13 protein-coding genes are annotated in these 13,694 nt (G+C 70.4%); 2 read left to right on the top strand and 11 right to left on the bottom strand.

Translation table 11 applies throughout. The features are described from left to right. Positions 1-127 precede the first annotated feature (127 nt). From BKA15_RS20345 to BKA15_RS20325, 5 genes are all read right to left on the bottom strand, one after another. Entirely contained in the window at positions 128-880 is a 753-nt protein-coding gene (locus tag BKA15_RS20345) for a GntR family transcriptional regulator (RefSeq protein WP_179753811.1), read from the bottom strand. Positions 881-1,206: 326 nt separating this feature from the next. Further along, positions 1,207-2,436: an RNA polymerase sigma factor gene (locus BKA15_RS20340; protein ID WP_179753809.1), complete on the bottom strand. Its 1,230-nt coding sequence runs from the start codon at positions 2,434-2,436 to the stop codon at positions 1,207-1,209. Beyond that, positions 2,433-2,798, bottom strand: coding sequence for a YciI family protein (locus tag BKA15_RS20335; RefSeq protein WP_179753807.1), 366 nt, complete (start codon positions 2,796-2,798; stop codon positions 2,433-2,435). Before BKA15_RS20335 ends, BKA15_RS20340 begins: the two co-directional genes overlap by 4 nt. An 84-nt stretch (positions 2,799-2,882) precedes the next feature. Next, positions 2,883-3,506, bottom strand: a complete 624-nt coding sequence (locus tag BKA15_RS20330; RefSeq protein ID WP_179753805.1) for a TrmH family RNA methyltransferase — start codon at positions 3,504-3,506, stop codon at positions 2,883-2,885. Between the two features lie 14 nt (positions 3,507-3,520). Beyond that, the gene (locus BKA15_RS20325; protein ID WP_179753803.1) at positions 3,521-4,993 is read right to left on the bottom strand and encodes a hypothetical protein; all 1,473 of its coding nucleotides are present in this window, start codon (positions 4,991-4,993) and stop codon (positions 3,521-3,523) included. Positions 4,994-5,180: 187 nt separating this feature from the next. Between BKA15_RS20325 and BKA15_RS20320 the strand changes: the two genes are divergently transcribed. Beyond that, positions 5,181-6,278 (top strand): family 43 glycosylhydrolase, encoded by a 1,098-nt coding sequence (locus BKA15_RS20320; RefSeq protein WP_179753801.1) that lies wholly within the window; start codon positions 5,181-5,183, stop codon positions 6,276-6,278. A gap of 91 nt (positions 6,279-6,369) precedes the next feature. Then, positions 6,370-6,834 (top strand): VOC family protein, encoded by a 465-nt coding sequence (locus BKA15_RS20315; RefSeq protein ID WP_179753799.1) that lies wholly within the window; start codon positions 6,370-6,372, stop codon positions 6,832-6,834. A 31-nt stretch (positions 6,835-6,865) separates the two neighbouring features. Here the strand turns inward: BKA15_RS20315 and BKA15_RS36930 are convergent, their stop codons facing one another. From BKA15_RS36930 to BKA15_RS20285, 6 genes are all read right to left on the bottom strand, one after another. Then, positions 6,866-8,068, bottom strand: a complete 1,203-nt coding sequence (locus tag BKA15_RS36930; RefSeq protein ID WP_218871493.1) for a family 1 glycosylhydrolase — start codon at positions 8,066-8,068, stop codon at positions 6,866-6,868. A 44-nt stretch (positions 8,069-8,112) separates the two neighbouring features. Continuing rightward, positions 8,113-8,970, bottom strand: coding sequence for a DUF2510 domain-containing protein (locus BKA15_RS20305; RefSeq protein WP_179753797.1), 858 nt, complete (start codon positions 8,968-8,970; stop codon positions 8,113-8,115). Positions 8,971-10,425: 1,455 nt separating this feature from the next. Continuing rightward, entirely contained in the window at positions 10,426-11,394 is a 969-nt protein-coding gene (locus BKA15_RS20300) for an aldo/keto reductase (RefSeq protein WP_312879152.1), read from the bottom strand. A gap of 31 nt (positions 11,395-11,425) precedes the next feature. After that, complete coding sequence (locus BKA15_RS20295) at positions 11,426-12,247, bottom strand: LemA family protein (protein ID WP_179753795.1); 822 nt, start codon at positions 12,245-12,247, stop codon at positions 11,426-11,428. A gap of 68 nt (positions 12,248-12,315) precedes the next feature. Beyond that, on the bottom strand, positions 12,316-12,858 hold the full coding sequence (pyrE, locus tag BKA15_RS20290) for an orotate phosphoribosyltransferase (RefSeq protein ID WP_179753793.1): 543 nt from the start codon (positions 12,856-12,858) through the stop codon (positions 12,316-12,318). 21 nt (positions 12,859-12,879) lie between these two features. Beyond that, complete coding sequence (locus tag BKA15_RS20285; RefSeq protein ID WP_312879151.1) at positions 12,880-13,656, bottom strand: class E sortase; 777 nt, start codon at positions 13,654-13,656, stop codon at positions 12,880-12,882. Positions 13,657-13,694: the final 38 nt, after the last annotated feature.

The raw sequence follows: 13,694 nt of genomic DNA, 5'->3' as shown, positions 1-13,694 counted from the left end.
GTCGGCATCCTCTCTTGGCACGTCATCGGGCTGCCAGAAGGTTACAACGTTAAGACCCCGCGTGGGCAGGGGTTGTCCAGGCGCGTTCGAACGGCCTGCCCTGCGACAGGCTCAGGGCCTTGGGCGCCTAGTTCTCGCGGGCGCCGCGCGGGGTGATCGCCATGTGGATCCGGTACCGGTCAGCCCGGTACCAGGACGTGGAGAGCTCGATCACCCGGTCACCGGCGTGGGTGACCCGTTCCTGCACCAGCAGCGGCGCGCGGCGGGCGATGCCGAGGATCCGGGCCTGGTGGGCGTCGGCGGACTCGGCGCGGACGGTCTGTTCGCCGCTGGTCACGACGACGCCGTACTCGCTGGCGAAGATGTCGTAGAGGGTGCCGAGCTCGCGCTGCAGCAGGCCCGGGAACAGGGCGGCCGGGTAGTAGCCGACCTCGTACGCCATCGGCGTGCCGTCGGCGGTGCGCAGGCGCTCGACCCGGATCACCGGCTGGCCGGGCCTGATCCGCAGTGCGTACGCGACGTCGTCGCCGGCCGGTTCGTCGGTGGCCGACAACACCACGGTCGCCGGGATCAGGCCGCGGTCGCGCATCTCCCGGGAGAACGAGGTCAGGTGCAGCCGCGAGTCCACCTGCGGCCCGGTAACGTAGGTGCCCTTGCCGTGCACGCGTTCCAGCACCCCGGCCTCGACCAGGTCCGCGATCGCCTGCCGTACGGTGACCCGGCTGACCCCGAGCCGGACCACCAGCGCCCGCTCGGACGGGATGGCGTCGCCGGGATGGAGCTCGGCGTCGATCAGGCGTTCCAGGATGTCGCGGACTTGGGCCCGCTTCGTGGTCGCCGCGCCGATCGGCCGGTCGATCCGGTAGCGACCGATGTCCATGGCCGCGGTCAACGTCGCTGGCTCGAGCTGAGGTGTGGAGCTGGGAGGCATGGGGCTCGTCACGTCCATGCTCGGGTCGTTCGCATCGCGCTCCTGAAGGTAGACCAGTCAATACCAGTAATTTACGGACATGTTTCGGCCACGACAAGCAGGTCCGGCTCAGGTGCGCCCAAGGTTCACGTCAGCGTCACTCCCTGACGCCGAAAAGTCGACCACAGATCGCCGCGGCACAACGACCGGAGATCGCTGACTGGGCACCTCTGCAGCGACGCACCGACAGATCGGCTGCCTTGTGCCCAGTCAGCGGAGGTGGGAGACGGGGCGGCTCAGCCTGGCTCGGCCAGCCGGGCCCGGAGCAGTTCCTGCTCGATCGGGTTCGCGGCCAGCTCCAGCGCCCGCCGGTCCGCGGCCCGGCCCTCGTCGTGGCGGCCGACCCGGTGCAACAGCCGGGCCCGTACGGCGTGCAGCAGGTAGTAGCCGTCCAGCCGCTCGGCCAGCGGCTCCACCTCGACCAGCGCCGCCGCCGGCCCGGCCAGCTCGGCCACCGCCACGGCCCGGTTGAGCCTGATCACGGGCGACGGGTCATGGCGCAGCAGCAGGTCGTAGAGCGTGACGATCTGCAGCCAGTCGGTGTCCGTCCAGGACGGTGCGGCGGCGTGGCAGGCGGCGATCGCCGCCTGCAGCTGGAACCGGCCGGGCGCGCGGGCTTGCGCGGCCAGCTCGAGGAACCGGTCGGCCCGGTTGATCATGGCCAGGTCCCAGCGTTCGCGATCTTGATCCGCCAGTAACACCAGCCGGCCGTCGGTGCCGAGCCGGGCTCCTGCCCGAGCCTGTTGCAGGGTGAGCAGGGCGAGCAGGCCCCATGCCTCCGGCTGGTCCGGCAACTGCCGGGCCACGAGTTCGGCCAGCCAGAGCATGTCGCCGGCCAGCTGTTGATCATCGGCGTCGAGATAGCCGGTGTTGTACGCGACCGTGATCACCGACAGCACGTCGTCCAACCGCGCCGGAAGTTGATCTTCGTCGGGAAGCGCGAAGGAGATCCCGGCCGCGGTGATCTTGCGCTTGGCCCGGACCAGGCGCTGCGCCATCGTCGCAGTCGGGGTGAGGAACGCCCTGGCGATCTGCTCGGTGGTCAGGCCGACCACGGCCCGCAGGGTCAGCGGCAGCCGGGTCTCCGCCGCAAGCGCCGGATGGCAACAGGCGAACAGCATCGGCAGCCGTTCGTCCAACTCCCGCCCGGACCCGGTCGCCGCCGGCTCCCGTACCGCCGGCTCGTCGACACCTTGATCATCGAGCCGCCGGAGCTCCCGGGACTGGCGACGGAGCAGGTCGATTGCGCGCCGGCGGGCGGTGGTGGACAGCCAGCCGCCCGGATTCGGCGGCGGGCCGTCCCGCCGCCAGACCCGGAGCGCGTCGGTGATCGCCAGCTGCACCGCCTCCTCGGCGACGTCGAAGTCACCGAGCCGGCGGTGCAGGTGCGCGACGATCAAACCCGCTTCGGCCCGGACGATCCGTGCCAACTCTGCGTCGGCATGATCGGCCGGAGGTGCGGTCACATCGCCGCGTGGTCGACGATCGGCCGGATCTCGACAGCCACCCCGGGCAGGGCCAGCGACGGCCAGCTCTTGGCCAGGGCGATCGCCGCGTCGAGGTCCGGGACGTCGATAATGCTGAAGCCGCCGATCGACTCCTTGCCCTCGATGAACGGCCCGTCGACCACGACCGGGTCACCGCCGCCGTCGCCGGACTTGACGGTGGTCGCGGTCTCCTGGCCCTGCAACTCGGCACCGGAGTCGGTGATCGCCGCGCCGTTCTGCTGGAACCAGCCGAAGATGGCCTGGTAGACCTCCTGCTGCCGCTCCGCGGGCACGGCCGCGTCGAGGTCGGGCCGGCTGGTGAACATCAAGACGTACTTCATCGGATTGTCCTTCCGTCGATCGATTCTGACACCGGATCCACGACGGCCGGCGACAGAAATCGACAGTTCACCGGAAGGAATTCTTCAGGCCCAGCGTAAAGCCCAGTGATACATGGCGATCGCCGCGGCCGCGCCGGCGTTGATCGAGCGGGTGGACCCGTACTGCGTGATCGCGACCAGGTCCCGGCAGGCGGCGACCAGCTCGTCGGTGAGCCCCGGTCCCTCCGAGCCGAAGACCAGGCAGCAGCGCTGCGGCAGCTCGGTGCGTTCCAGCGGCAGGCTGCCGGGCAGGTTGTCGACACCGATCATGATCGTGTCCAGCTCGGCCATCCGGTCCGCGAGGTCGGCGACGGTCGGATGGTGTTCCACCTGCAGATAGCGGTCGGTGACCATCGCGCCGCGCCGGTTCCAGCGCCGCCGGCCGACGATGTGCACCCCGGCGACGTTGTACGCGTTCGCCGTGCGCACGATCGAGCCGATGTTGAAGTCGTGCTCCCAGTTCTGGATCGCGACCCGGAGCGGGTGCCGTTGTCGATCAAGGTCCGCGACGATCGCGTCCAGCCGCCAGTACCGGTAGCGGTCGATCACGTTGCGCCGGTCGCCGGCCGCGAGCAGTTCCGGGTCCAGCCGCGGGTCGTCGGGCCACGGCTCGGGGTGCGGGCCGACGCCGGGCTGGTCGAAGGGCTCGCTGCCGTCGGGGTCGGTCACCGGAGCATTCTGTCTCAGCGCGCGGTCCCGGCCGATTCGTTGCCCGGTACGGGATCGAAGGCGAACCGGTAGTCGTTGCGCAGCACCGAGAGCCCGGCGGCGACGGTGAGCGTGGGGCTGACCACGCCGGTGTTCTGCACGGTGCCGGCCCCGGCGAGTGCACCGGCGCCGGCCAGCCGGCCCGAGTTCATCAGGGTCGCTCCGGCCGGGACCAGCAGGGTGCCGGAGTCGATCGTCACCGTGCCGGCGTTGCTCAGCGAGCCGAACCCGGTCGAGCCGGCGCCGGCTCCGATCGCCGAGCCGGTCACCGAGGAGGCGGTGACATCCGCGCCGGCGCCGATGATCACGGTGCCGCCGGCGGCCAGATCGCCGCCGCCGATCCCGGCGCCGCGCTGGGCCGTGGCCCGGACCGTGCCGCCGTTGATCGTGATCGTCCCGGCGGTACCGCCGGTCCCGTTGCCGCCGCCGATCCCGGCCGCGAAGTCGGCGCCGTCCGCGGTGACCGTACCGCCGGTGATCATGGTCGTGCCGCCGGCGCCCTCGGTGCCGCCACCGATGCCGGCCCCGGTCCGGCCGCCCATGGCCGCGATCGTGCCGCCGGCGATGGTCACCTCGCCCCCGGCACCGTTCCAGCCGCCGCCGATCCCGGCGGACTCGGCGCCTCCGGTGGCCGTGACGGTACCGTCGTTGATCATGATCCGGCCCCCCGGATTCTCTATCCCGCCGCCGATTCCGGCGCCGGCGGGCCCGCCGGTCGCGGTCACGGCGCCGCCGTTGATCATGATCGCGCCTGCCGGCGTCGCGACGTTGCCGCCGAGACCCGCGGCCCGGTTGCCGCCGCGGGCGCCGACCGTTCCACCGTTGATCGTGATCATGCCGCTGGCCCCACCCTGGCCGCCGCCGATTCCGGCACCGTACTCGCCACCGGCCGCCGAGACCGTACCGCCGGTGATCATGATCGTGCCGCCGCCGCCGAGATAACCGCCGCCGATCGCCGCGCCCGAGGTGCCGCCGGTCGCCGAGACCGTACCGCTCTCGACGGTGATCTTGCCGGCACCGGCGTTGTCCCCGCCGCCGATTCCGGCACCGCCGGGCGCGCCTTGGGCGGTGAGCGTTCCGCCGCCGGCCGAGTCGCGGATGATCAAGGACGCCCGCTCCGGTACGCCGAGCCCGGCGCCGCGGTCCCGGCCGGTGATCGTCAGCGCATGCCCGGTCAGATCGAGGACGGCTTCCCGCCCGGCCGGCACCATGATCGCTTCGTCGGTCGCGGTCACCGTGATGTCCGCGGTCAACCGGACTACGCCGTCGCCGTTCGCCTTGCCGAACGCGGCCGCCAGTTCGCCGGGCGTACCGACCTCGGTGGTTGCCGCGATCACGGGCGAGGCCGGCAGGATGATCCAGGCGGCGGTGAGCAGCGCCGCGGCCAGCACCGGCCAGAGTTTCCGAAGGGTCAGCGGCCTCCCGAGCCGCCCCCGCAGTTCCTGCATCCCGCACCACTCCGCTCGCCCTCAACAAACCCGGGCAAGCAAGCAGGCCCGAGATTCCCCGAGAACCGCTATTGATCGTCCCGCATCTGAACGGTTTTGACCAGATGGACGAGTCGATCTTGTTGAAGCGAAGTGGCGCCAGAACAATTCGACCTGTCGGCTGTCCCCGCTTCAGAGGGAGTACGCAATGACCAGACTCGGAAAATCCACCCTGCTCACATCAGCCCTGGCCTTGGTGCTGATCGTTACCGCATCGCTGGCCACGGGGCCGATCGCGGCGAACGCCGCCACCCCCTCGTCGACGTTCCCACTCGCCGATCCCAACACGGTGCTGGCCAAGGACGGCACCTACGTCACCTACGGAACGAACGTCGGCTCCGGAGCGGGCCCACGCTGCGGCGCCCCGACGGGCGTGAAGCTGTACGTACCCTTCCTCAATCACGGATCAGGCGACACGGTGGGCATGTCCAACTGCGCCGCAGGCGATGCACTGCCCTCAGGCCCTGGCCCCTGGGCGGATGAACTCGACGAGAACAAGCTCAAAGAGGTCTGGGCGCCGGGAGTGGTCGAATTCAACGGCACCTACTTCATGTACTACACGGCAACGAAGAAGGGCACCAGTCAGAAGTGCATCGGGCTGGCCACGTCCGGCGGTGCCAAGTCGCCGTTCACCGATCGGGGCGAGTGGGCGTGCCCAGGCGGCGGCCGGTGGGCCATCGACGCTGATCCCTTCGTCGCTGATGGCAAGCTCTACGTCGTCTACCGGGACGACGCGATCACCTCGTGGCCGCAGACCGGGATCTCCGTCGTGCAGGTCGGCTCCAACGGGTTCGCGCTCTGGAACACCCGTCGGGACCTGTTGAAGAGCACGGACCTCGTCTGGGAATCCACGAACATGTCCGGGACGACCCACGTGATCGAGAATCCGTCGATCTTCGTCGGCGGCGCCGGCCACTACTACCTCATGTTCTCCGGCAACAACTGGCGCAGCGCCCGCTACTCGACCGGCATCGCCGACTGCGGCACCAGCCCGCTGCCGTCCAGCCGTTGCCGACTGTTGCAGGACGGCGCGAACCAGCCGTACTTCGGCTACACCGGTGCCGGCGGGCTCGGCCCCTACCGCGGCCTGCCCGGCAACCACGCCGGCCCCGGCGGGATGGACGTCTTCTACACCTCCGGAAACCGCCGCTGCGTCGTCTGGCACTGGTACGACACCGCCGCCGACCGGCGCCACCCGATCATCGGTGAGCTCAAGCTCAACTCCGGCGGCTTCTACGTCGACTGACCGTCCCGGGCAACCGTGACGCCAGGAGCCGGGCTGGGCCACCCAGCCCGGCTCCGTCCTTTTGTCAGTACGGTCTGGGAGGCTCACCGCCATGATCGGCTACGACGTCAACCTGGTGTTCGACTGCCGCGACCCGCACGGCCTCGCGCTGTTCTGGCTGACCGCCCTCGAGGGGTACGACTTCCCGGGCAGCGACCCGGACCGGCCGGCCGGGGCACCGCCGCCCGGGTTCGACAGCTGGGACGGCTGGGCCGACGAGCAGGGATTCCCGGCCGAGGGCCGCAACCGGGCCCGGACGATCATCGACCTCTCGGGACGGGACCGGCCGGACATCTTCTTCCTCGCCGTGCCCGAGGACAAGACCGCCAAGAACCGGCTGCACCTCGACCTCAAGGTGTCCAAGGGGCTTCCGGCCGAGCAGGTCCGGCAGCGACAGGACGACGAGGCCGCCCGGCTGGTCGCGGCGGGCGCAACCGTACTGCGCCGGGTCGACGACGACGACGGCTCGCACATGATCCTGGCCGACCCGGAGGGCAACGAGTTCTGCGTGATCTAGAGGCGACGCAGGGCCCGGGCGGGGTCCGGTTTCAGACCGGCTCCCGGTAGCGACGGACGGTGTCGGCGTAGACGCCGGCGCTGGGCTTCGGGGTGCGCCGGAACGTCTCCCGGTCGACCTCGACGAGACCGAGCTTTGCTCCGTAGCCGAAGATCCACTCGAAGTTGTCCATCAACGTCCAATGGCAGTAGCCGAGGATCGGCGTACCGCGCTCGACCTCGATCGCGAGCTCCGCGAGCGAGGCCGGGATGAAGTCGGCCCGCACGGCGTCGTCGTCGGTCTGGATCCCGTGTTCGCTCACCAGCACCGGGACACCCGAGACCTCGTACGCGTAGCGCGCGGCGCCGGCGACCGAGGCGTAGGAGATGACGGTGCCCATGCCGTTGCGGGGCCCGTCGGGGAACACCTCGCCGTCGGGCCCGTGCCACACCCGCTCGTAGTTCTGCACGCCGATGAAGTCGTCGTTCCGCGCCTCGTGCAGCCAGAAGTCGTACACCTGCTCGCGCCGGGCGTCGCGCCGGGCCTCACCGCCCGCGACCGCGACATCGTCGCCGATCGCGACGGAGACGCCAACCGGAAGGTCGGAGCGTCGTGCCTTGATCGCCGCCTTGCCGGCCCGGTGGGCCCGGAGGAACCCGTCGCGCAGCGCGAACTGATCGTCCGCCGGGATGACGTTGGCGGCGTAGTACCGCTCGGTTCCGGCATTGCGCGCCGCCGCGGCCAGCATCGCGCGCTTGGCCTCCTCGGCCTCGGGCGGCAGGTGCCCGAGCGCCTGCAGCAGTTGCTCGAGGTTCGGCTCGTTGAGCGTGATGCCGGCGCCGATCCGGTCGCCGACCCGCGCCATCACGCGGTCGCAGTGGTCGCCGAACAGCTGCGGCGCGTCGGGGCCGAGCCACGATCCCGACGCCGCGAACCAGTGCGGTGCGGCGAAGTGGCAGAACGTGATCAACGGCGTGATGCCGCGCTCGAGCGCGCCGTCGACGACCTGCTCGTAGTGGTCCAGCGCGGCGGCGTCGACGGTTCCGCGGGCCGGCTCGATCCGGGCCCACTCGACGCTGAAGCGGTACGCGTTCAGACCCAGGTCGCGAACGATGTCGAGGTCGGTCTCCCACAACTCGTACGCGCGGCAGGCGGGCCCGCTCGGCTCGCGGAAGATCGTCGGCTCGGTGTGCTCGAGGGTCCAGATGTCGCTGTGGACGTTGTCTCCCTCGTTCTGATGCCCGGCGCTGGCCACGCCCCCAGGAGAAGTCGGTCGGGAACGTCATGGCACTCCTTCGATCAGGCGTCGACCCGGAGGTCGGCCAGGGCCTTTCGGGCCGGCGCGACCAGTTCTGGGGTGGTGTTCGGGATCGAGGCGTAGAACAGGCCGCCCTCGCCGTCGCCCACGTCGACGACGACCACGATCAGTAGTTCGCCCTTGGTCTTGATCCCCGGCACGTCGAAGGACAGGTTGGATTCGATAAGCCAGGCGTCATGCCCGTCCACGGTCGTAGCCTGGTTCTTCACGTCGTCCCTGGCCACGGTCGCGTTGCCGTAGAAGACGCCGAGGATGCAGGTCACCACGAGGTCTGCGCCCTGCTGCGGGCCGTAGAACCCGTCGCCGGCCAGCAGCCGCGCGATCAGCACGCCGGCCAGCCAGGAGGTCCTGCCGTCGGCGCTCACCTCGACCGGTGCGTCCTGGCTCTGCACGTCCCGGCCGAACGGCACCCGCGGGTCGTACCGCGGTGCCTGGAACGGCGGACCGAGCCGCGGTACGGACAGCCGGCCGCTGACCACCCGGTCGCCGGACTGCGGCGGAGCGGACCCTTCGACCGCGCTCGCGGTCTGGCAGAGGTCACCCGACGGCTGGCCGCCCGGATCCGCACCCGGGCTGGCGATTCCGGTGCCCCGGACCACCAGGACCACCACCACGACCAGCACGACCACTCCGACCACGAACAGCCCGAGCAGCCAGCCGGCGGACGATCTCCGGGCCGGCTGTCCAGGCCGGATTGGCTGGCTCGGCTGGCTCGGCTGGCTCGGCGGCGGGGTGGCCGGCTGCGTCGTGGTCGCGGCCGACCAGGCACGCCCGTCCCAGTAGCGGAAGTGGCCGGCGCGGCCGCCCGGATCGGGATACCAGCCCGGCGGGGAACTCATACCCGCAGCGTAGGCGGTGCCTCGGGCGGTGCGGTCGGCCCCGCCTGCGAGGAACGGCCGGGGCGCTCGCCGCTGGTCCGGACCGTCTGGCGGGCCGAGCCTCTCCAGCCGAAAGGGCACCGAGCGGACCGCTTGACCGGCAGAACCCGCCGAAACCGAGGTCACATCGTCTCAATGAACTGCGCCCGCACGTCCGGCCACGCGGGGCGCGGTTCGTCGGGCCGGCGCCAGCTGCGGCAGCTGCCGGTCCAAGATCGCCGCGCTGCTGGAGCAGGCTTGGGAGCCCCGTGCCAGGACTTGGGTCGCTCCACGATCACTGGGCCGGTCGGAGAGCCAGGCCGAGTTCAGCAAGCGTGCGGAGCGTTCGAGGGTTACCTGGGCGAGCGTGAGTGGGGCGTCGAGCTGGCGGCGCACGTGGCCATTCCGGACGTCCCGAAGGTCCTGGGCGAGACGGTGCCGCTGCCGGTCGCCGACGGCATGATCCGCTTCGTCACCGAGGTTGGTCGACGCCGTCGACCGGCCCGAGACGCGCGATCGACGACGACGGCCTGCTGCTGCTCGCCGAACTCCAGCCCGGCGACTCGACGATCATGATCGCCGAACGGAAGCCGGCTGGCCGTCCTCCCCGCCCTGCTCCAGGTGTACGTCGCGGAGGCCGCCTGCCAGCGGGCTGAGTCCCTCGGCGCGGAGACCGTGGCCTGTCCAACCGCGTTTTCGGCGAGGCCTTCTCTCGAATTCTCGATCCCTGGCACAACCTCTGGTGGGTCTACCGCGCCGGCGCCGATCCCGAAGCGGCGGCGACTGACTGGGCGGCAGAGGACGTCGGCCAGAAGAGCTGGCAACCGACCCCGGAGCTGACCTACATCCAGGACACCCTGATCGAGGTGATCCCGCGGCTCCGGGACCCGCCCGCCCGGCGCCCGCCTCCACGGTGTCGCGATTTCTCTTGGCATGGACCAGTGGACGCCCGGTGCAACGTTGAACCAGCTGGTGTCAAGAGAAATCGCGACATCGGTACTCCCTCCCCGTCGACCCCGATTCCTCGCGCCGTCCCGACTCCTCCGTCGACCCGGGCGGCGCCCAAGTGCTCGGTCCCGGCCACGGCTGGTGGGCCCAGACGCTCCATATGACGACCCGGCTCGCCGGTCCTCCCGCCGCCCCGGATCATCCCGCCGGATCCAGAATCTGCGCCCGAAGTCCGGGCTGAGCCGGCCCCGACTCCCTCCCCGCCGACCCGACTCCCTCCGCCGACTCGACTCCCCCTTCGACCCGACTCCTCCGCCGACCCGACTCCTTTCCGCCGACCCGATCGGCGCCAGCCGGCCGCGACCCCCTCCCCGCGACCGACTCCTCCCGCCGACCCGCACACCTGCGCGCCCGCCCGACCCCGACTCCTTCCGCCGACTGGGCACAAGTGCAGCGACACGCCGCCAGAACGGCTGCTTTTGTGACCGGTCAGCGGGATTGGGGGGTGGGGGTGGTGAGGGTGTCGAGTTCGGCGAGGTCCTCGTCGGTGGGTTGCCAGAGGCCTGCGGCGACGTTGGCGGCGATCTGGTCGACCTTGGTCGCGCCGGCGATGACGGAGGCGACGGTCGGCATCGCGGCGAGACCGCCGATCGCGACGTCGAGAAGGGTGATGCCGCGCTGGTCGGCGAAGGCCTGCAGGGCCTCGATGGTGTCGAAGTCGGCGCCCTGCAGGCGGTCCGGCTGCTTGGCCAGCCGGCTGCCGTCGGGTGCCGCCTCGCCGCGCCGGTACTTGCCGGTCAGCAGGCCGGCCGCCAGCGGGAAGAACGGCAGCAGGCCCTGGCCGGTGTGATCAAGGGCCGGCACCAGTTCGGTCTCGATGTCGCGCTTCAGCCAGGAGTAGTTGTTCTGCGCCGAGACGAACGGCTCGTAGCCGCCGGACCGGGCCGTCCAGTCGGCGTCGATCACCTGCCAGCCGGCGAAGTTGGAGCTGCCGAGATAGCGCACCTTGCCCTCGGCGACCAGGTCCGACAGCACCGCGAGGGTCTCCTCGATCGGCGTGTGCGGGTCCGGTCGATGCATCTGATAGAGGTCGATCCAGTCGGTGTTGAGCCGGCGCAGGCTGTTCTCGACGGCGATCCGGATGTAGCGCCGGGAGCCGCGGACACCCCAGTCCGGCCCGTTCGCGCCGCCCATGTCCATGCCGAACTTCGTCGCGATGATCACCTGATCCCGGCGAGCGCCGAGCGCCTGGCCCAGCAGGGTCTCCGAGCCGCCCTGGTTGCCGTACACGTCGGCGGTGTCGAACAGCGTGATGCCATGATCAATGGCCGCCGCGACCACCTCGGGCACCTGATCATCGGCCATTCGCCCGCCGAAGTTGTTGCAGCCGAGGCCGACGGTGGACACGGTCAGGCCGGATCCGCCGAGCTGGCGGTACGTCATCTCAGAGATGGTCACCCCGGCATTGTTTCAACGCCGGGATGATCACTCACTGCTGGGTCGGCGGCTGTTGCGGCGGGTAGCCCTGCTGCTGTTGCGGCGGGTAGCCCTGCTGCGGCGGCTGCTGGTACTGCTGCGGCTGCTGGTCGTACTGCGGCTGTTGATACTGCTGCTGCTGGGCCTGCGGATTCGGCAGCTGGTTCGGATCCGGATACGGCTGCCCGGACTGCTGCTGCGGCAGCTGGCCCTGCTGCTGCTGTTGTTGATCACCGCGGTACGCGATCTCGCCGAAGCTGACGTCCGGCGCCTGCCGTACCGCCGGGTCGTTGACCTCGAAGTAGGTGGCCTTCTCGAACTTGAACATGTTCGCGATGATGTTGCTCGGCACCGAGTCGACCTTGGTGTTGTACGCCCGCACGTTGGCGTTGTAGAAGCGGCGGCCGGCGGCGATCCGGTCCTCGGTCTCGGCCAGCTGGCGCTGCAGCTCGAGGAAGTTCTGGTTGCTCTTCAGATCCGGGTACGCCTCGACGCTGACCATCAGGCTGTGCACGGCGCCGGACAGAGCCTCCTCGACCTGGGCCCGCTGCTGGCTCGGCAAGGCGCCCTCGGACTGGGACAGCTGCTGCGCCTGGCCGCGGAGCCGGGTGATGTCCTCCAGCGTGTTCCGCTCGTGCGCCGCGTAGGCCCGTACCGTCTCGACCAGGTTGGGGACGAGTTCGTACCGCCGGTTCAGTTCGACGTCGACCTGGCGCCAGGACTCCTGGATCAGGTTCCGCGCCTTGACGAACCCGTTGTAGGACCCGATCCCGACCAGCGCCACGATGGCGACGATGACCAGGATGATGACGATCACGGCGATGGCTGTTCCCATCGGGAATCTCCCTTGCGGTTGGACCGGGCTTCACCCGAAACACTAGTGGGTGCGCGGTGCCCCGTCCGTCAGACCTGCAGGTCGGTCACCGGGATCGCGAAGCGGTACGGCAGCCCGGCCGCCTCGATCCGTTCCCGGGCGCCGGTGTCCCGGTCCACGATCACGGCCACACCGACCACCTCGGCGCCCGCCTCGCGCAGCGCGTCGACCGCGGTCATCACCGAACCGCCGGTGGTCGAGGTGTCCTCGACGGCCAGCACCCGCCGGCCCTTCACCTCGGTGCCCTCGATCCGCCGCTGCAGGCCGTGCGCCTTCTCCGCCTTGCGGACCACGAATGCGTCCAGCCGGTCACCCTGCGCGGCCGCGGAGTGCAGCATCGCGGTGGCCACCGGGTCGGCCCCGAGGGTCAGCCCGCCGACCGCCTCGAAGTCCCAGTCCGCGACCAGGTCGCGGAGCACCCGGCCGACCAGCGGCGCAGCCGCCCCGTCCAGGGTCACCCGGCGCAGGTCGATGTAGTAGTCGGCCTTCTTCCCGGACGACAGGGTGACCTCGCCGCGTACCACGGCGAGCCGGTTGATGGCCTCGATCAGGGCCGTACGATCCTCGGACACGGCGGCAAGCCTACTGACGGGTCAGCTGGCTTTGGACTTGCGCTCCGTGTCGATCAGGTGACCGAAGCCGATCGAGCGGTCCGGCGAGTGGAACAGGTCCTCGCAGGTGATCAAGGTGAGCGCTGCCTTGCTCGCCTTCTTGCTCTTGGTGCCGGGCACCGGATCGGTCACCCAGGTCTCGTTCGCCTTCACGGTCAGGTCGCTCGGCGGGGTGTCGAGCGCGTACGTGTAGATGGCGTCCCGGGTCTCGATGACGATCTCGTCACCGGCCTTCAACTCCAGCAGCCGGGCGAACGGCTGGCCGTGGGTGACCCGGTGGCCGGCGATGACGAAGTTGCCGAGTTGGCCGGGATCGGCCGTCTTGTCGTAGTGGCCGATGCCGCGGGACAGCGTCTTCTCGTCGGTGCCGGCCAGGATCGGGACCTCGTAGTCCTTGCCGAGAGCCGGGATTCGGAGCAGCGCGATCGCCTTGCCCGGGATCACCGACCCCTTCGTCTCCTTCTTGTCCTCCTTGGAGCCCTGGTCCGGCTGCTGGTCCCACTCCTCGCGGAGCTGACTCTTCTCGTCCTTGAAGGCCTGCTCGGCGGCCGCGTTGGTGCCGAAATACTGGTACGCGACCCAGCCGAGACTGGCCAGGCCGGCGATCAGCAGCAACAGTCCGACCGCGGTGAACGGCGACATGCCCCGCTTGGGCCGCCGCGACGGCGGGCCGGCAGCCCGGCGCGGTCTCGTGTCCCCTTGTCGCCCGCGGTCGTTCGGGTCATCATCATGACCGAACTCATCCATCAAGGTGCTCACTTCGGCCATTCTGCCTCGTTCCGGGTGCTCGGTGCCAG

The sequence above is a fragment of the Microlunatus parietis genome (assembly GCF_013407955.1).
GTDB lineage: Bacteria > Actinomycetota > Actinomycetes > Propionibacteriales > Propionibacteriaceae > Microlunatus > Microlunatus parietis.
This window is presented reverse-complemented; position numbering and strand designations above follow the sequence as displayed.

What these genes read in the sequence shown, in the direction of transcription:
- BKA15_RS20345 (WP_179753811.1), bottom strand. Translation starts at nt 880, where the DNA reads ATGGACATCGGTCGCTACCGGATCGACCGGCCGATCGGCGCGGCGACC.
- BKA15_RS20335 (WP_179753807.1), bottom strand. Translation starts at nt 2,798, where the DNA reads ATGAAGTACGTCTTGATGTTCACCAGCCGGCCCGACCTCGACGCGGCC.
- BKA15_RS20325 (WP_179753803.1), bottom strand. Translation starts at nt 4,993, where the DNA reads ATGCAGGAACTGCGGGGGCGGCTCGGGAGGCCGCTGACCCTTCGGAAA.
- BKA15_RS20320 (WP_179753801.1), top strand. Translation starts at nt 5,181, where the DNA reads ATGACCAGACTCGGAAAATCCACCCTGCTCACATCAGCCCTGGCCTTG.
- BKA15_RS20315 (WP_179753799.1), top strand. Translation starts at nt 6,370, where the DNA reads ATGATCGGCTACGACGTCAACCTGGTGTTCGACTGCCGCGACCCGCAC.
- BKA15_RS20305 (WP_179753797.1), bottom strand. Translation starts at nt 8,970, where the DNA reads ATGAGTTCCCCGCCGGGCTGGTATCCCGATCCGGGCGGCCGCGCCGGC.
- BKA15_RS20295 (WP_179753795.1), bottom strand. Translation starts at nt 12,247, where the DNA reads ATGGGAACAGCCATCGCCGTGATCGTCATCATCCTGGTCATCGTCGCC.